Consider the following 17,561-nt stretch of genomic DNA (forward strand, 5'->3'; position numbering starts at 1 on the left):
CGCTCGTCTCGACGATGTTCGTGAGGTAGCGCACTGGTCGAGGATTGACCACAATCGTCAACCAGTCGTCGATCGTTCTACTTTGAAAAGGTCTCCATCGCGGTTCCTTATTGGGCTTAGAGTATTATCCTGGCCTCCGCCTAAATGTTATTTAATATCAGTGAATTAATGGATATTCGCGGCATTAATGAAATCCTAATCCGCGCAGCTCATGCTCTCTGTCCCGAAACCCGTTTCCCAAAGAGCGTTGCCCGTGAATCTGTTGCTGGTCGAGGACGATACGATGCTCGCCGAAGCCATCTGCGATGGCGTGCGGCAGCACGCGTGGGACATTGATCATGTCGGCAATGCGGGCGCTGCGAAAGCAGCGCTGGTGGATCATGCCTATGCGGCGATCCTGCTCGACATTGGTTTGCCAGGTGATTCCGGCCTGACGGTGTTGCGTTTTCTCCGCGAACGCTACGACACCATTCCCGTCATTGTCCTTACCGCGCGTGGTCAGTTGAGCGACCGCATCCGTGGCCTGGATGCAGGTGCCGACGACTATCTGGTCAAGCCATTTCAGTTGGACGAGTTGCTTGCGCGTGTCCGTGCCGTCACACGACGCAGCGAAGGGCAGGTCGTTCCCGTGCTCCGCCACGGCGAAGTGGTGCTGGACCCGATCAAGCGGCGAGTCACGCGCGCCGGTGAACATGTGGCCCTCAGTGCCCATGAATATCAGATGCTCCTGGCACTGTTGAAACGCGTCGGTCATGTGGTGACGCGTGACGATCTTGAGCGTGCGATCTATGGCGATCGCGCCGCGGTGGGAAGCAACACGGTATCCGTCTTCGTGCATCAGTTGCGGCGAAAGCTGGGTGACGACGTGATCGCCACGGTTCATGGCCATGGCTACACCATCGGAGGCGCGCCTTGAAATCGCTGCAATGGCGCATGCTCGCTGCACTCGGTCTAGTCATTGCCCTGGCGTGGGGCATCTCCATTGCGATGTACATCTCCTATCTGCACGCGGGGCCTTCCACGTCGTGGCGTTCGGGTCTGTCCTCGCTGGGCGATACCCTGGTCAAGGCCTTGCCCGACGACTGGGTGCGAAAGCAGGACGACGTCGCGACTAGATTGCCTGAGGGAAAGCAGATGCCGACCAGCTCGGCGCAGCCCGTGCCCAGCGAGCCTGGCGGCTTACTCACCGCGATGGTCCTCAACACCGTCGAACTGGCCATCGTAGGCATCCTCATGTGGTGGGCGGTGGTTGCCTCGCTGCGACCCTTGCGCTCGCTGTCGGAAAATCTCGCCCGACGCAAGGCATTTGACTCCGAACCGTTATCGGTCAAACAGGTGCCGGATGAACTTAGGCCGCTCATCCTGGCCTTCAATTCGCTATTGGCACGCGTAGACACGGCTATGCGTGCGGAACGTCAGTTCATCGCCGATGCAGCGCATGAGTTGCGTACGCCTCTGGCGGCATTGCATGTCCAGGCCGAAGTGGCGTTGCGTGCAGAGGCGCTGCAAGGGAAGGACGATGCGCTGCGCAAACTGCTGGGCATCTCGCATCGAACGCATCGCCTCGCCGAACAGTTGCTCGACCTGGCGCGGCTAGATGCAGGGCTCCATTCGACGGGTTTGCACGACACCGACCTGCTGGAACTCGCCGGTCACGTGATCAGCGAATTCAGCGTGCAGGCCGATAGCCGTGGCACACGCCTGCTTCTGTCGGGTACTTCGTGCATGGCAAGGTGCGATGTCGATGAGATGGGCATTCTTATCCGCAACCTGGTGGACAACGCGATCCGGCATGGTCGCGATGCCGGTACGGTGGAAATCGTCTGTGGCGATGTGATGCGGGACAAGGTGCGTCATCCCTCGCTTGAGGTTCGCGACGACGGACCTGGCGTGCCTGGGGATGAGCACGCAGCGATCTTCGCGCGCTTCTACCGCGCATCGGACAGTGTTGCGCGCGGGAGCGGCATCGGTCTTTCGCTGGTCGCCGCCATCGCCGAACTCCACGATGCCCGCGTCGAAACCGGACAGGGCAGGGATGGCAGAGGTTTCAGCATTCGTATCCTCTTCCCACACACCGGATCCGGCCGCGATTGAGGGGCCGTGCCACCCATTGGCATGGTGCGGCGTCGTTGTCTGCCGGTTTGGTTTGATACGCATCCTGCCATCACTACCCTAATCAATTCCTAAAAACCGTTCCCTAGCATGGTCGACAAGGAGCAGCGCGGACTGCGTTTCCCTTGCCTATCGATCCCGCGCGGCTACCACCATGCCGCCACAGAATCAGGAACGGACCATGCGTATCACTTACAAAGCGACGTGCTTTTTCTTCATCGGTGCCAGCGTTGCATTGGCCGGTTGCGCATCGACGCAGCCCAAGCCTTATGCCGGCATCGATTCATCGAGCTATCTGCGCCCCAACGATCAGGCCCGGCGCGGCCACGAACCGTATGCCTACAGCACCAACGTGGACTGGAAGCACTACGACAGTTTCATCATGGATCCCGTTGCCATCTATCGCGGCTCGGACAATCAGTTCGACACGAAGATCACTGAGCAGGACCGCCAGGAACTTGCCAGCTACATGCAGCAGCAGTTTCAAGACAAGCTGCGCCAGCGCTATGCGTTGGTCTCCACACCCACCAGCGGCACATTGCGTATTCGCGCAACGCTCACTGGCGCCAAGGGAACGACGGCGTTCTTGTCCACTTTCACGCGCATGGATGTCGGCGGTACGCCGATCAACGCTGTACAGGCCATTCGTGGAAGGGAGGGTCTGATGACCGGCTCGGTGAGCTATGCCGTCGAAGTCTACGACGCCTCCACCGGTCGCCTTCTGAAGGCGTACGTCGACAAGCAGTATCCCAATGCGATGAACATGAAGGCGACCTTCGGGAAGCTGGGTGCCTCCCGGCGCGGCATCGACAAGGGTGCGGATGGCCTGCTTGCGGGTCTCCAGTAAGTGATGTCATCCGGGCGAGGCGTCGATAGCCGGCCCCTGCCCATGATTCGTCCCCACGGCCATAGCCATGGCAAGCGCCGGTCCCCATGAAAGCTCTATCTAGCGTCGTTGTATGTACGCGTTGCGATGCGGTTTACCGACGCCCGGTACTAACGCACGGCCAAGTGGCACGATGCTGCGTGTGTGACGCGATCGTCTGGCGCTCGGTACATCCATCCGTCGACAAGTGGCTTGCGCTGACGCTGGCAACGGCCATCCTGTTCGTGCTCGCCAATACCTTTCCGGTGATCAGCATCGGAGTGCAGAACTTCCAGAGCGACGTGACTCTCTGGCAGGCAACGACCTCGCTGGCGCAAGGCATCTGGATACCTTTTGCGCTGCCAGCCACGGTCGTCGCCATCATTGCTCCCTTTCTGCAGATGGTCTTGCTTGGATGGATCCTGGTCTTTGCCTGGCACGGAAAAAGGGCGCCGGGATTTCGTCCACTCATGCGGTTTCTGCAAGTCGTCCAGCCTTGGAGCATGGCTGAGGTAGCGTTTCTCGGCGTGGTCATTGCGTGCATCAAGCTGTCCAGCATGGCCCAGGTGTCGCTGGGTGCAGGTAGCTGGACCATGCTCGGCTCGGTGTGTCTGGCAGCACTGGCCACCAAACGCGACGTGCGCTGGCTGTGGAACGTCACTGATGCGAAAGCGAGGAACGTTCTGGCGGGTGCGTTGTGATGATGCGTATGACGCCGTGCGCCCCGCACATGGTGGGCTTTTCTGGTCGTGCGAGTGAGTTGGCGCTGGATCATCCACGTTCTGTACGCAGACTGCGCTCGCTCCTCGTCGTGGCGCTTTTCGTTTTGGCTGAGACATCCCTCGGCTTTGGCACATGGCACGTCTTGCTTGCGATGGGCCGAGGCAGTGTCGTGGCCATGCGCAACATTCGGCAGGTCGCTTTGTCCCGCAGCATCAAGGATGCCATGCCGTGAATACGCAGCCACGAGCCGACCAGTTGGGCGTCATTGGATGCGATGTGTGCGGCCTCGTCCTCGCCTTTCCAAGCGATCAGCACGATGCGGCATGCCCGCGCTGTGGTACGTGTCTTCATCGCAGGCGGCGCCACAGCCTGGGAAGGGCGTGGTTGCTGCTGGTGGCAGCGGCGCTGCTTTACGTGCCGGCGAACCTCTTGCCGGTGATGAAGATCCATTTTCTCGGGCAGGTCGGGCAACCGCTGACCATTATCGGCGGCGTCCTCGACCTATGGCGCGACGGGGCTTATGACGTCGCATTCGTCGTGTTTGTCGCCAGCGTTGCCTTGCCATGTGCCAAGTTCATCGCACTGGCCGGCCTGTTGTTGTCCGTGCAGTGGCGAACTGGGTTTGCGCGCCTCGAGCGAGCAAGGCTTCACCGGTTTCTGGAGATCATTGGATATTGGTCGATGCTCGATGTCCTGGTCGTCGGCATCCTCGGCAGCCTGGTGCAGTTTCAGGCGCTGGGCGAGATCGAGCCGGGTGCGGGCATATTTCTCTTTGGTGGGTCCGTCATCCTGGCCATGTTCGCTGCGCACAGTTTTGACTCACGGCTTATCTGGGATGCAGCCGAAGCGTCGTCGACTCCGTCGTAGAGAAAAATAGCCAGCTTCCGCGAGAGCTCCGTCGCGGAAAGAGCATTAGCGAACGCAGGCGCGTGGCCTTGCGTCGAACGCTTAATCAGATCCTAAAACGGGTCGGTCATCCTCAATCCGTCGCCGCAGAAGCCTTCAGGGCTGCCTTCTGCATGCGCACCCCTCCCTCCCATGGCCGCTTGTGGCAGCCAAGAACCCACGGAAATCAGTAACGATGAAGAAGCTCATCCTGCTTGGTCTTACTTGCATGGTCCTGCTCAATGGATGCATCGCGGTTGATCGTCGCGACGACCATCGTGATCAACGGCGCGATCGTTACGACGAGTGTCGTCGTTATCACGATGCGCGGTACTGCGATGACGGGCGACGGTGATTTCAATCACCCGCTTGTCTTCGGTCTTGCGCGCGCCATGTATGCGGAAAGTCCGCAACCCACTGCTCGATGGCAACGCTGATCAGGCCCGGCACTAGCGGGTTGAAAAAAAGTAATCGCGTGCGGCGACTTTCATAAGCGGATCATTTCCCCGCGCCATGCACAATCCAGCGATTGTGGATTGAGCATGGTGGAGAGTTTCTATGGTGGATGGTTCTCGTCGAGACGTCATCAAGCTGATGCTGGCAGGTGCGGCCACTGCGCCGTTTTCCATGGGGGCGGCCATGGCCGCCCCGCCAGCCGCCCGGAAGGGTGCCCAGCAGCGCGCGGGTATCGAAGGGCAGCGAATGGCTGACCTGGGTGACGGCACCTATGTGAATCCGATCGTTGCCGGGGATCATCCCGATCCCACCATCCTCAAGGATGGCAGCGACTACTACATGACGTTTACGTCGTTCGATTCCTGCCCGGGCTTGGTGATCTGGCATTCCACCGATCTGGTGAACTGGGCGCCGGTCACTACGGCGCTGACCAAACCGTTGGGCACCGTATTCGCGGTCGATCTGTGCAAGCACAACGGGCGTTACTTCATCTACATCCCGGCCAGCGCTGGCGACCGCGGCTGGGCGTTGTATGTGATCTGGGCTGACCACATCGAAGGGCCGTGGAGCGATCCGGTCGACCTGCATATCGATGGGTGCATCGACCCAGGGCACGTCGTGGGCGAGGACGGCAAGCGCTACCTGTTCGTCAACGGCATCCGCCGCGTGCGGCTCACCGATGATGGCCTCGCCGCGGATGGCAAGCTGGAGCCGGCCTACAGCCCATGGCGCTATCCCGACGACTGGATAGTGGAGGACTTCGCGCCAGAAGGTCCCAAGCTGCTGCGACATGGCGAATGGTTTTATCTGGTCACGGCCGTCGGTGGCACTGCGGGGCCACCGACCAGTCATATGGTGATCGCGGCGCGTTCCCGCTCCATCCATGGCCCATGGGAGCATTGCCCGCGCAACCCGCTGGTGCGCACGACCAGCGCCGCCGAGCCATGGTGGTCACGCGGGCACGCGACGCTGGTGGAAGGGCCGGCCGGCGATTGGTGGATGGTCTATCACGGCTACGAAAATGGATTCCGCACGCTCGGGCGCCAGACCTTGCTGGAGCCGATCGAGTGGACCGCCGATGGCTGGTTTCGGGCTAAGGGCGGTGATCTATCCCGGCCGCTACCGAAGCCGAAAGGCGGCGTGAGCGGGCCGAACGGATTTGCGTTGTCGGACGACTTCAGCCGTCGCAAGTTTGGCGTGCAGTGGAGCCTGTTCGATCCGAAGCCCGAGGAAATGAAGCGGGTGAGCTACGAAGCGGGCGGTCTGCGCCTGGAAGCCAAGGGCAACTCGCCGGTGGATTGTTCGCCGCTGACGTGCCAGCCGGGCGACCGCAGTTATGTGGCCGAGGTCACTCTCGATCTGGTGGGTAACGCTGAAGGCGGTCTGCTGCTGTTCTACAACCCCAAGGCCTTCGTCGGCATCGGCCTTTCGCGGCGCGAGCACGTGTTGAAGACCTTCGAGTACGCGGGGGAGCAATCCTGGATGCGTGTGCCGATGCAGGCATCCAGTCTGCGCATACGCGTGACCAACCAGGATCACGTTGTGACGTATCACTACTCGGTCGACAACGGAAAAACCTGGCAGCTTCACGGCCTCCGCATGGAGGTTTCGGGAATCCACCACAACGTGTTTGGTGGATTCCTGAGCCTGAAAATTGGCGTTTACAGCGCGGGTGAGGGCAGTGTGGTGGTGCGGGATTTCACGTACCAAGCCATCGCTTGAAGGTGAACGAGCGACTCAGCGCTTGACGGTGGTGGCGTCAGGCGCTGAGGCGAGGTCGATCTCGTACACCGGGACCGCCATGCCATCGGGTTGCTGCACAGGTCCGATGGCCAGCCCCTGCGGCGTCTGCTGCCAGCGTACCGGGCGGGAAGTGCCAAGCAGGCGCACCGATCGCACGCGATCACTTGGCGCGATGTTCTTGATGACCGCCACGCCGCTCTCGGGCCAAGCCATTTCGATAGCGAAAAGCTTGCCCGGCTTCTGCGTGAAGCGGAAATCGGCGCTGGTATAGGTTGCCGCCCCCTTGTCTTCCGTGAACGAGCCCGAGCGCGGTACGGTGGGGCCTTCACCGTAGACGCGCCAAGGTTGAGTGTCGTAGATCGCCGCGCCGTTCACGGCGAACCACGCGCCGATCTCGTGCAGCACGGCCTGTTCCTGCGGGGTGATGCTGCCATCTGGCTTGGGGCCGACATCCAGCAGCAGGTTGCCATTCTTGCTGACCACGTCCGCGAGCAAACGCACGATATCCACGGCCGGGCGGTACGTGTCGTGTTCCACGTAGCCCCATGAGCCGTTGCTGATGCTGGTGTCCGTCTGCCAGTGCTGCGGGCGGATGGCGCCGAGCTGGCCGCGTTCCACGTCCAGTGTGGCGCTGCCTTCGGGCAGGGCGTTGAGCTTGTAGTTGACCACCACGCCACCGCGCGCGGCACCGGCGTTGTAGTAGTACGCAAGCCATTGCGCGAGCGCATTGCGGAAGGATGGATGACCCACCCACCAGTCGAGGTAGATCAGATCGGGGTGGTAATACGCCTCCAGTTCCGCCGTGCGCGCCATCCAGTCCTCGACCCAGGCCGGTGAAACGTAGGTCCAGTCCTGGGCCAGATCCTGGTCGCCGTTCAGTGAGATGTGTTGCTGGGCGGGACCGTAAAAGTCAGCGTAGGCGGGATCATTCACGTCCGAATCGATTTCCCGCCCGTGATCGAAGAACCATGTATGTTCAGCGCGATGGGTGGACAACCCGAAGCGCAGACCTTCGTCCTTCACCGCGCGGCCGAGCGCCGCCATGACGTCACGCTTGGGCCCCATCTGCACGGCGGTCCAGCGGGTGAGTTTCGAGTCATACATGGCGAAGCCGTCGGTGTGCTCCGCCACGCCCACGACATAGCGCGCGCCTGCTTGCCTGAACAGCGTGGCCCAGGCCTTCGGATCCCAGTGTTCAGCACGAAATTGCGGAATGAAATCCTTCAGGCCCGCGTGCGCCAGGCTGCCGTACGTGGCCACCTGGTGCGCGTATTCGGCGCTGGTGCGGTCGTACATGTTGCGTGGATACCACTCGTTGGCGAAGGCCGGCACGGCATAGACGCCCCAGTGAACGAAAATGCCAAATTTGGCGTTGTCGAACCATGCCGGTTCCCGGTAATTTCGTAACGATGCCCAGTCGGGCCGAAACGGCCCCAACGCGGCACCTTCCTCCACCTTGGCCACCAGTGCGGCCCGTGCCGGCGCATAGCCTTCTGTGGCTTTTCGCCAGATCAGGTCGGCCTGTTGCGGCGTGATGGTTCCCGCTGTTGGCGCCGAGGCAAAGGATGCTTGCGGCATGCTTGCGCACAGCAGGATGAAGGCGGCCAGGCAACGCCGGGCTGGGTTGGTGCGACGGTTCATCTGCAGTTCCGTGGCTGTCGATGGCACGGAAAATTAGCAGGGGAGTACCGCTTTCAGTGCCCGATGTGGCAACCGCAAACGAAGAAACGTTACTCGCGCCCATCAATTTCGTAATTGTGTGGCGCGTGGGCGCAATCCAGCATGCGCCACCACCAAGCAGGACGTGAAGTTGCCAGGGGCGGTGAGCCAGCCTGACGCAACCACCGGGTCGTGGGGGCCTGGGGATACACAGCCTGCGGTTTCGGCCGATGGCCAATAACAAGACGGGGAGAGCTTTTGACCATGATCCAGACTGTGCACGGGAAAATCGCCTGTACGGCCCAGCATTCCTTGCCATTGGCGCGTCTTTCCGCCGCCGTGGCCATTGGCATGGCGCTGCTCTACGCGCCGCTGAACGCACACGCCCAGCAGGCAGCCACCACCCAGGACCAGACGCAGAGCCAGGCGGGGGATCAAGCCAAGGCCGCTGATGCGAAAGACAAGAAAAAAGCAGAAGACGCCAAAGCCAAGGACGCCAAGAATCTCGATGGCGTCACCGTTACGGGCATCCGCGCCAGCCTGGAGTCGGCGCAATCGCTGAAGCAGAACGCGGACCAGATCATGGACTCGGTCACCGCGGTCGACATCAATGCCCTGCCGGATCGCAGCGTTACCGAGACTCTGCAGCGCATCAGCGGCGTCACCATCGACCACTTTCTCTCGGCCAATGATCCGGATCATCCCTCGGCCGAAGGCAGCAACGTGTCCATCCGTGGCCTTACGCAGGTGGAGTCGCTGCTAAATGGCCGTGACACCTTTTCCGCTAACAGCGGCCGCTCGCTGAACTTCGAGGACGTGCCGGCCGAGCTGATGGCCGGCGTGGACGTGTACAAGAACCCCTCGGCGGAACTGATCGAGGGCGGCATCGGCGGCACGGTCAACCTGCGTACTCGCCTGCCATTCGATGCGCCAGGGCAAGTGATCGGTTTCTCCTACGGCATCAACGAAGGCGACCTGTCGCAGAAGAGCAAGCCATCCACGTCGTTCCTCTACAGCAACCGCTGGAAGACGGAGAACTGGGGTGAGTTCGGCGCGTTGATCGATGTCTCCTACTCAGAGCTGGCTACCCGCACCGACGGCATCCAGCTCGAGCCGTACACCATGCGTTCCGATGCAGCAGCGACCGCCGGCAGCGGCCTGAGCACGGTCTACGTGCCCGGCGGCGCCGATTGGCGCACGCTGGATTTCCAGCGTCGCCGCATCGGCATTTCCGGCGCCTTGCAGTGGCGTCCGACCAAGGATCTGGAAATCACTTCCCAGTTCATCCGCTCGCGTTACGACATGTCCTGGCTGGAGCACGGCGCGATCTTCAGTGACACCAGCTTCGATATCGATCCGGCTAGTGGCACCACGTTCGACTACAACGGCCAGGGCGTGTTCCAGCGTGGCTCGCTAAGCTCCAACGCCTGGAGCAATAACCTGAGCAACGGTGGCGTGCGTTTTGATACGGACACGCGCTATCAGACGCAGACCACCGTCACCACCGACTTTTCGAACGGCTTCAAGTACAACATCAACGACCATATGTTGTTGAGCGGTGACGTCCAGTTCGTGAAGTCCACCAGCGACGAGCTGGATTTCACGGTGTTTCAGGCGACCTACCTGCCGGGCATGTACCTCAACACCACAGGCAGCGGTGGCATGCCGCTGGTGTCGGCCAGCCCGGCCGGCTACACCACCAATCCCGCGAACTATTTCTGGTCCGCGGCGATGGATCACCGCGAGGACGAGGTGGGCATGAGTCGCGCCTACCGCATGGATCTGGAATACGACTTTGAAGACAGCAGTTGGCTGAAGTACCTCAAGGTGGGTCTGCGAGCCACCGACCGCAGCGAGAACAACACCAGCACGCCCTACAACTGGGGCGTGATTACCGATAGCTGGGCACCGGTGAATACGCCAAGCACGGTAGCCAGCGTCAACTATTACCCGGCGAACGCGTCGCTGTACTCGTTCTCGAACTTTTTCCGCGGCAACGTGAAGATTCCGACCCCGCTGTACTTCCCCGGCAGTTCGTTGGTGGAGAACTACGGCTCGGCCTACGGCATCTTGCATCCGATGGGCGTGTCATATGGCTGGAGCCCGGTGCAGATCACGCCGGCTGATCTCAATGATCAGGGCGAGAAGACCAAGGCCGCTTACGGCGTGTTGTACTTCGGCAACGAGACGGCGCTTGGCATCCCGTTCGACGGCAATATCGGCCTGCGTCTGGTGCGTACCGACGTGGATACCAGTGGCGTGGTGCAGCTTCTCAACCTCAGCGGTACCGGCGTGCCCGATGCCGAGAAGGCGATCTGGAACGGTGGCTATCAGCCGCTCACTGCACGCACGCACTACCAGGACGCGCTGCCCAGCCTCAATCTGCGCTTCAAGCTGACCGACGATCTGCAGTGGCGTATCGCAGCATCCAAGGCGATCTCGCGGCCGAACTTCGCCGATATGCAGTCGTTCGTGCAGTTGGGCTATGTGCTGAACGCAAACAACAACCAGGTGACGCAGTGGAACGGCCTGGCCGGCAACCCCTACCTCAAGCCGCAGCGCGCCACCCAGTTCGACACCGCGCTGGAATGGTATTTCTCGCCCACCGGCCTGCTGTACACAACTGCCTTCTACAAAGACATCCACGACTACATCGCGCAGGAAACCGCTCCGGAGACCTATCAGGGTCAGCAGTTCGAAGTCACTCGCCCGTACAACATCGGCACCGGCAAGGTGCGCGGCGCAGAAGTAGGCTACAACCAGTTCTTCGACTTCCTGCCGGGCTGGATGAGGGGCTTCGGCGTACAGGCCAACTTCACTTACGTGGACAGCGATGGTGGCGTCAACAGCGCGACCAATCCGTACACCAACGCCACCGTGACCGGCGTGGATCTGCCGATGACCGGCATCTCCAAGCGCAGCTACAACTTTGTGGCCATGTACGAGAAGGGCGACTGGTCGGCACGTCTGGCATGGAACTGGCGCTCGCGCTATCTGCTGACCACCAGTGATGCATCCACGCATCTGCCGACGTGGTCCGACAACTACGGCCAGTTGGACGCCTCCGTGTTCTATCGCCTCAACAAGAACATGCAGGTCGGTCTGCAGATGAACAACCTCAACAACGCTGTCGTACGCACTCTGATGGGACCGACCAGCTATGGCGACGGCGTGGTGGATTACCGCTTGTACAACCGCGGCTGGTTCGTCGCCGATCGGCGCTACGAGCTCGTGTTCCGCGCCACCTTCTGATCATGGCGAGGAATAGCGGGGGAATGGCAAGCAGCCGGATTCACCGGCTGTCGTTGGGGAAGACGCTGCTTGCGGTGCTGGCGCTGTGCGCCTGCACCGCAACGCGCGCCAGCGATGACGAACTGGCCTATCGCTACGCCAGCGTGCGCATCGGTGGTGGAGGCTACGTAAGCGGGCTGGTATTTCACCCGGCCGAACGCGGCCTGTACTACGCGCGTACCGACGTGGGTGGCGCCTACCGCTGGGATCAGGCCAGCGGGCAGTGGGTGTCGCTCACCGACTGGATCGAGGCGAAAGACACCAATCTGCTCGGCATCGATAGCCTAGCGCTCGATCCTTCCGACAAGGAATGGGTCTACCTCGCCGCCGGCACCTACACCACGCCGACCACAGGCAATGCCGCCGTCCTGCGCTCGCACGATCGCGGCGCCCACTTCGAACGTGCTGATCTACCGTTCAAGCTGGGCGGCAACGAGCTGGGGCGCGGCAATGGTGAGCGCCTTGCTGTCGATCCGCACGATGGTCGCGTACTGTTCCTTGGTTCGCGTGACGCGGGACTCTGGCGCAGCGACGACCATGGCGCACACTGGTCGAAGGCCGATAGTTTTCCCGCCGTCGCGACGTCGCCCGCTGCGACCGCGACGAACAGCTGGCGCCCGCAATCCATCGGCATCGTGTTCGTGGTGTTCGAGCCTGCCAGTGGCAAGCCCGGTGCACCTACGCCGGTGTTGTATGCCGGCGTCTCGACGCGCGAAACCAGCTTGTTTCGCTCCACCGATGGCGGCCGCAGTTGGAGTGCCATTCCGGGGCAGCCCACGGGCTTGCGACCCAGCCACATGCACCGAGCCAGTGACGGCAGCTATGTGCTGAGTTACGGCGATGAACCCGGCCCGGACACCATGAGTGACGGCGCGGTGTGGCGCTGGCAGCCCGCGGGCAATCACTGGACGGACATCACGCCGGTATCGAGCAAGAGCACGCCATCAGGATTCGGCTGGGGCGACGTCGCGGTGGACCCATCCAACCCTAAGGTGCTGATCGCGAGCACGCATCATCGCTATGAACCGCATGACGTGCTTTTCCGCAGCACCGACGGGGGCAAAGACTGGAGCGAGATTTTCGCGCACTCGTCGTTCGATCACACCGCGGCGCTTTGGACCAGCGCGCTTACGCCGCATTGGATGACCACGGTAGCGATCGATCCCTTCGACGCTGATCACGTGATGTTCGTTACCGGCTATGGCGTCTGGGCCTCGCGGGACATGCGCGGGTTCGACAAGGGCGGCACCGTGCACTGGTGGTTCCAGGATCGTGGCCTGGAAGAAGTGGTGCCACTGAGTGTGATCAGTCCTCCCCAGGGCGCGCACTTGCTCAGCGCCGTGGGCGATCTGGACGGTTTCCGCCACGACGATCTCAACGTGGCACCACTCCAGTTCACGCCACCACCGCGTTATGCGAATGGCGAGAGCATTGACTACGCCGAACAACGCCCCTTACTGATCGTACGTAGCGGACGCCTGCGTCAGCCCTTTGGGTCCGCCGTGCGTGCTGCGTGGTCCGAGGATGGCGGCGAGCATTGGCAGGCCTTCGCTGGCGAACCGCCAGAAGGCGAGGGCGCGGGAAGTATTGCCGTGGCCGCGGATGGCGTTGCTGTCGTGTGGGCGCCGAGCAATGCGCGACACGTCTATCTCACGCGTGATCGTGGCCAGCACTGGCAGGTGGCACAAGGACTGGGCGAACGCCTGCGCGTGCTTGCCGACCGGATCGATGCGCGGCGGTTTTACGCCTTCTCGCCGCATACCGGTGCCTTGTTCGCCAGCAACGACAACGGCGCGACGTTTGCGCCGATCCCGGGTGAATTTGGCGATGCCGCGCGTGGCCATGGCGAGGTGCAACTGGAAGCATCGCCTGCCAAGGCCGGCATGCTGTGGCTTGCCGCACCCGACTTGCCCTTGCTGCGTGGCGACGCGCAGGGGCATCTGCTGCAGCGCCTACCCGGCATCACGGGTGTCGATGCATTCGGCTTCGGCAAGCCAGCCAGTGGCGGCGGCGAACCTACCTTGTTCGTCGCAGGGCGGCGCGATGGGCAGCAGGGCATTTTCCGCTCCATCGACGGTGGCCAGCGTTGGCAGCGTGTCGACGACGACGCGCATCGTTACGGGCACATCGGCCTGCTTAGTGGTGATCCGCGCGTGTTTGGACGTTTCTATGCCGCGACCAGTGGGCGCGGCCTGATCTATGGCGAACCGGTGGAGTCCACCCCTTGAAACACATTCATGTTGGTGCCTCACTGGCGCTACTCCTGTCGCTTCCCGTGGCGGCTCAGGCAAAGCTCGAGCTGCCACTGATGTTTTCGCAAGGCGCCGTACTCCAGCGCGACATGCCCATGCATGTATGGGGATGGTCCACGCCCGGCGCCCAAGTCACCGTAGGCTTCGATGGCGCCCATGCCACGGCGAAGGCGGATGCCAAGGGGCGCTGGGATGCAACGCTTCCCAAGCACGCTGCGGGCGGCCCGTACGCGATGGACATCGACGACGGCAGCGAGCATCGCGTGTTGCGCGACATGCTGGTGGGTGATGTCTGGCTGTGTTCCGGACAGTCGAACATGGAGTTCACCATGGCCGACGTGCGCGATGCCGCCGCCGAGCAGGCGAAGGCGAACGATCCGGCCATCCGCCATTTCAAGATTCCGCACACCTGGTCGCTGCAGCCGCAGGATCGCCTGGAAGGTGGCACCTGGGTGGCTGCCAGTCCTTCTACGGTGAGCGCGTTCTCCGCCGTCTGCTGGTTCTTCGCGCGTGACATGAAGGCGCGCACCGGCGTACCGCAAGGGCTGATCAATAGCAGTTGGAGCGGCAGCAGCGTGGAAGCGTGGACCGACGCGCACACGGGCAACGTGGACGTGCAGGCGCTGGCTGACGCGATCAAGAAGGACGATGCTGCCGAAGAAGCCAAGCTCGACCAGACCCGTCAGCGCCTGGCGCGTTGGCCCGCGCAGCAGGGTGATGTACTGGATGCGGCCGGCAAGCCAGCATGGGCTGCGGAAAAGCTCGACACATCGGCCTGGGCGGACATTGCCGTGCCCGCCTACTGGGAAACCGTGGGCTACGACGACATGGATGGCGTGGCCTGGTATCGCACCGAGTTCACGTTGAGCGCGGCGGAAGCGGCGCAGGGCGTGACGCTGGGCCTGGGCGCCGTCGATGACTCCGACCGCAGCTACGTCAACGGTCAGTTGATTGGCGAAACCGAGAAGCAGTGGAACAAGCCGCGCGTCTACAAGGTGCCGGCCAGTGCGTTGCATGCCGGCAACAACAGCATTGCCGTACGTGTGGATGATCTTGGCAACAACGGCGGCATCCATGGCGATGCTGCCGCACTGTACGTGCAGATGGCAGATGGCGCGCGCCGACCGCTCGCTGGCACCTGGCATTTCCACACGGCCAACGTGACCCTGGTGGGCACGCCGACTCGCCACCTGACGCCTACGCTGCTGTACAACGGCATGATCCAGCCGCTGCTGGGTTATCCCATGCGCGGCGTGGTGTGGTACCAGGGCGAGTCCAACGCATCGGCGCCGCACGCCATGGCGTATCGCAAGCAGTTCGGTGCGATGATCCAGGCATGGCGCATGGCGTGGAAGCAGCCGGAGCTGCCGTTCTTCTGGGTACAGCTGGCGAACTTCAAAAGCGGTAGCGACACGCCAGACCAAAGCCCGTGGGCGGAACTGCGTGAATCACAGTCCGCGGTGCTTTCGTTGCCGCACACCGGCCAGGCCGTCACCATCGATGTCGGCAACCCCGACGACATTCATCCCACCGATAAGCAAGACGTGGGACACCGACTTGCGCTTGCCGCGCGCCGCGTGGTGCTGGGCGACAACATCGTGGCCTCCGGCCCCGTGTATCGCCAATGGCATGTCGACGGTGCGAAGGCGGTGGTGTCGTTCAATACCGATGGCGCACCGCTCGCCGTGCGTGGTGGCGGCGATACCGTGGGCGGCTTCGAGGTTGCCGGTGCTGATGGCCGCTACCAATCTGCGCAGGCACGCATCGATGGCGGGAACGTCGTGGTGTCCAGTGCAGCAGTATCGCATCCAGCCGCTGTGCGCTATGGCTGGAGCGATAACCCCGTCGACGCCAACCTGATCAATGGCGACGGTTTGCCCGCATCACCGTTCCGCACCACGCCATCACCGTGAGGCCCCTTATGCGCGCGACGCTCTTACGCCGTATCGCCTTGGTGTTGTCCGCCGCCCTGATGACCTTGGGTGCACAGGCCGGCGAATTGACGCGCATCGTCCAGCAGGATGGCCATCACGCGCTCATGGTGGATGGCAAGCCGTATCTGATACTCGGCGCGCAGGTGAACAACTCCAGCGCATGGCCCGACATGCTGCCGGAGGTCTGGCCGGCGATTGAACGCATGCACGCCAATACAGTGGGCGTGCCGATCGCCTGGGAGCAGATTGAGCCGAAGGAAGGGCAGTTCGATTTCAGTTTCCTCGATACGCTACTCACGCAAGCGCGCGACCACCATGTGCGCTTGGTGCTCGTGTGGTTCGCCACATGGAAGAACAACGGGCCCAGCTATGCGCCGTCGTGGGTGAAGCTGGACAACCAGCGCTTTCCGCGTTTGGTGTCGCGCTCGGGCAAGCTGCTCAATTCACTTTCGCCGCATGCCACCGCCACCATGGAGGCGGATCGCAAGGCGTTCGTGCAATTGATGACGCACCTGCGTGCTGCCGACGGCGACAAGCACACCGTGATCATGGTGCAGGTAGAAAACGAGTCGGGCACCTACAACACCGACCGTGACCATTCGCCTGAGGCCAACAAGCTGTTTGCTGGCGCTGTTCCCGACGCGTTGCTGCATGCCGTCGGCAAGCCGGCCGGCAACTGGAGCCAGGTGTTTGGCAAGGACGCGGCGGAGTTTTTCCACGCGTGGTCGATCGCGCGCTTTATCGACCAGGTCGCCACGGCAGGCAAGGCAGCCTACAACCTGCCGATGTACGCCAATGCTGCGTTGCGCGACCCCTTCCATCCCGGGGAGCCCGGTAGCTACGAGACGGGCGGCCCCACCGACAACGTGTTGGATATCTGGAAGGCTGGCGCGCCGTCGCTCGATCTGCTGGCGCCCGACATCTACCTGCCCGACTACACGCGCTACATCGCTGTGCTCGACCGTTACGCGCGCAAGGACAATCCGCTGTTCGTGGCTGAAACCGGTAATGCCCACGCCTATGCGCGCTATGTCTACGCGACGCTTGGTCATGGCGGCATCGGGTTCTCGCCGTTCGGCATGGATTTCACCAAGTACAGCAATTACCCGCTGGGCGTGCGCCAACTCGATGAAGCCGCGGTGGACGCGTTTGGCGTCAACTACAGCGCGCTGGCGCCGATGGGCAGCGAGATCGCCGCGGCTGGACTGGCCGGCAAGTTGTGGGGCGCGGCGGAACCCACGGATACGCACGCGCAGACGCTCGACCTCGGTGACTGGAAAGTTCAGCTCGGTTACGGGCAACTGCAGTTCGGCGTGGATCCTCCCAAGGGCAATGCCGATACCGATGGCGGCGCCATCGTGGCGCAGCTTGGCGACAACGAATACCTCGTCACCGGGCACAACGTGCGCGTGAGCTTTCAACCGGGACGGCGAGGCAAGGACGGCCGCTTCCTGCTCGACCGCGTCGAGGAAGGCCACTACGAGAATGGCAAGTGGATCTTTAAACGGCTGTGGAACGGCGACCAGACCGATTACGGCCTGAATTTCACCAGCGTGCCGCAGGTACTGCGCGTCAGGCTGGCTACCTACTGAGGATGTTCATGCGCAAGACCATGCTTGCCCTGGCGCTATGTGCGCTGGG

12 protein-coding genes are annotated in these 17,561 nt (G+C 62.3%); 11 read left to right on the forward strand and 1 reads right to left on the reverse strand.

Translation table 11 applies throughout. The features are described from left to right. The first annotated feature begins 253 nt into the window (after positions 1-253). From DYST_RS01660 to DYST_RS01690, 7 genes are all read left to right on the forward strand, one after another. Positions 254-916: a response regulator transcription factor gene (locus DYST_RS01660; protein ID WP_102304750.1), complete on the forward strand. Its 663-nt coding sequence runs from the start codon at positions 254-256 to the stop codon at positions 914-916. Further along, positions 913-2,094 (forward strand): ATP-binding protein, encoded by a 1,182-nt coding sequence (locus DYST_RS01665; RefSeq protein ID WP_239949558.1) that lies wholly within the window; start codon positions 913-915, stop codon positions 2,092-2,094. The genes DYST_RS01660 and DYST_RS01665 overlap by 4 nt, the downstream gene beginning before the upstream one ends. Before the next feature lie 199 nt (positions 2,095-2,293). Continuing rightward, entirely contained in the window at positions 2,294-2,959 is a 666-nt protein-coding gene (locus tag DYST_RS01670) for a DUF3313 domain-containing protein (protein ID WP_239949560.1), read from the forward strand. Positions 2,960-3,138: 179 nt separating this feature from the next. Continuing rightward, positions 3,139-3,678, forward strand: coding sequence for a paraquat-inducible protein A (locus DYST_RS01675; RefSeq protein ID WP_239949562.1), 540 nt, complete (start codon positions 3,139-3,141; stop codon positions 3,676-3,678). Positions 3,679-4,084: 406 nt separating this feature from the next. Then, positions 4,085-4,567, forward strand: a complete 483-nt coding sequence (locus tag DYST_RS01680; protein WP_275666912.1) for a paraquat-inducible protein A — start codon at positions 4,085-4,087, stop codon at positions 4,565-4,567. A 275-nt stretch (positions 4,568-4,842) separates the two neighbouring features. Continuing rightward, a complete protein-coding gene (locus DYST_RS01685) occupies positions 4,843-5,022 on the forward strand; it encodes a hypothetical protein (RefSeq protein ID WP_239949564.1) in 180 nt (59 codons plus the stop codon). A gap of 121 nt (positions 5,023-5,143) precedes the next feature. Further along, positions 5,144-6,763, forward strand: coding sequence for a family 43 glycosylhydrolase (locus tag DYST_RS01690; RefSeq protein WP_239949566.1), 1,620 nt, complete (start codon positions 5,144-5,146; stop codon positions 6,761-6,763). Between the two features lie 15 nt (positions 6,764-6,778). On the opposite strand, the gene DYST_RS01695 is transcribed toward DYST_RS01690, so the two are convergent. After that, positions 6,779-8,425, reverse strand: coding sequence for an alpha-L-fucosidase (locus DYST_RS01695; RefSeq protein WP_239949568.1), 1,647 nt, complete (start codon positions 8,423-8,425; stop codon positions 6,779-6,781). A 282-nt stretch (positions 8,426-8,707) separates the two neighbouring features. Between DYST_RS01695 and DYST_RS01700 the strand changes: the two genes are divergently transcribed. The 4 genes from DYST_RS01700 (at position 8,708) to DYST_RS01715 (ending at position 17,512) form a co-directional block, all read left to right on the forward strand. Then, positions 8,708-11,695 (forward strand): TonB-dependent receptor, encoded by a 2,988-nt coding sequence (locus DYST_RS01700; protein ID WP_343214850.1) that lies wholly within the window; start codon positions 8,708-8,710, stop codon positions 11,693-11,695. Positions 11,696-11,718: 23 nt separating this feature from the next. Beyond that, positions 11,719-13,962 (forward strand): WD40/YVTN/BNR-like repeat-containing protein, encoded by a 2,244-nt coding sequence (locus DYST_RS01705; protein WP_239949570.1) that lies wholly within the window; start codon positions 11,719-11,721, stop codon positions 13,960-13,962. Between the two features lie 80 nt (positions 13,963-14,042). Then, positions 14,043-15,899 carry a sialate O-acetylesterase gene (locus tag DYST_RS01710; protein ID WP_239952042.1) on the forward strand — a complete coding sequence of 619 codons (1,857 nt, stop codon included), beginning with the start codon at positions 14,043-14,045 and terminating at the stop codon, positions 15,897-15,899. Positions 15,900-15,907: 8 nt separating this feature from the next. After that, positions 15,908-17,512, forward strand: coding sequence for a DUF5597 domain-containing protein (locus tag DYST_RS01715; protein WP_428993950.1), 1,605 nt, complete (start codon positions 15,908-15,910; stop codon positions 17,510-17,512). Positions 17,513-17,561: the final 49 nt, after the last annotated feature.

The sequence above is a fragment of the Dyella terrae genome, assembly GCF_022394535.1.
In the GTDB taxonomy this organism is placed as follows: domain Bacteria; phylum Pseudomonadota; class Gammaproteobacteria; order Xanthomonadales; family Rhodanobacteraceae; genus Dyella.

What these genes read in the sequence shown, in the direction of transcription:
- DYST_RS01715 (WP_428993950.1), top strand. Translation starts at nt 15,908, where the DNA reads ATGCGCGCGACGCTCTTACGCCGTATCGCCTTGGTGTTGTCCGCCGCC.
- DYST_RS01695 (WP_239949568.1), bottom strand. Translation starts at nt 8,425, where the DNA reads ATGAACCGTCGCACCAACCCAGCCCGGCGTTGCCTGGCCGCCTTCATC.
- DYST_RS01690 (WP_239949566.1), top strand. Translation starts at nt 5,144, where the DNA reads ATGGTGGATGGTTCTCGTCGAGACGTCATCAAGCTGATGCTGGCAGGT.
- DYST_RS01670 (WP_239949560.1), top strand. Translation starts at nt 2,294, where the DNA reads ATGCGTATCACTTACAAAGCGACGTGCTTTTTCTTCATCGGTGCCAGC.
- DYST_RS01710 (WP_239952042.1), top strand. Translation starts at nt 14,043, where the DNA reads ATGTTTTCGCAAGGCGCCGTACTCCAGCGCGACATGCCCATGCATGTA.
- DYST_RS01705 (WP_239949570.1), top strand. Translation starts at nt 11,719, where the DNA reads ATGGCAAGCAGCCGGATTCACCGGCTGTCGTTGGGGAAGACGCTGCTT.
- DYST_RS01700 (WP_343214850.1), top strand. Translation starts at nt 8,708, where the DNA reads ATGATCCAGACTGTGCACGGGAAAATCGCCTGTACGGCCCAGCATTCC.